Here is a 340-nt window from a genome sequence, read left to right as displayed (position 1 = left end):
GCCGCCGGCGTAGCGGTAGGGCGCGGTCAGCCGCCACGAGGTGCTGGCGTACACGGCTTGCAGCTGCTGGTGCAGGGCGTGCGCCTGCGCCAGCGCCGCCTGGGTGGCGTGGTTGGCCTGGTCGACGCGGGTGGCCAGCTCGGCCAGGTGCTGTTGCTGCTGCTGCTGCTGTTGCTGGTCCAGCTGCTGCTGCTGGGCCAGTTGCGCCAGGCGCGCCTCGGTGTCGGCCGCGCGCTGTTCCAGCGTCGCCAGCAGGCGCGCCTGCGTGCTTGCCTGCTGTGCCTGCGTGCTCGCCTGCTGTGCTTGCGTGGTGGCGTGCTGCGCCTGCGCCGTCGCCAGC

General features: G+C 73.8%; 1 pseudogene. It reads right to left on the bottom strand.

Going from position 1 to position 340, the window contains the following annotated elements:
- Positions 1-340: pseudogene (locus GTP69_RS30920) on the bottom strand (hypothetical protein); the annotation flags it as partial.

It is taken from the genome of Duganella levis (genome assembly GCF_009857605.1).
In the GTDB taxonomy this organism is placed as follows: Bacteria; Pseudomonadota; Gammaproteobacteria; order Burkholderiales; family Burkholderiaceae_D; genus Rugamonas; species Rugamonas levis.
The sequence above is the reverse complement of the archived record's forward strand: the minus strand, read 5'-3'. Positions and strand labels throughout refer to the sequence as shown.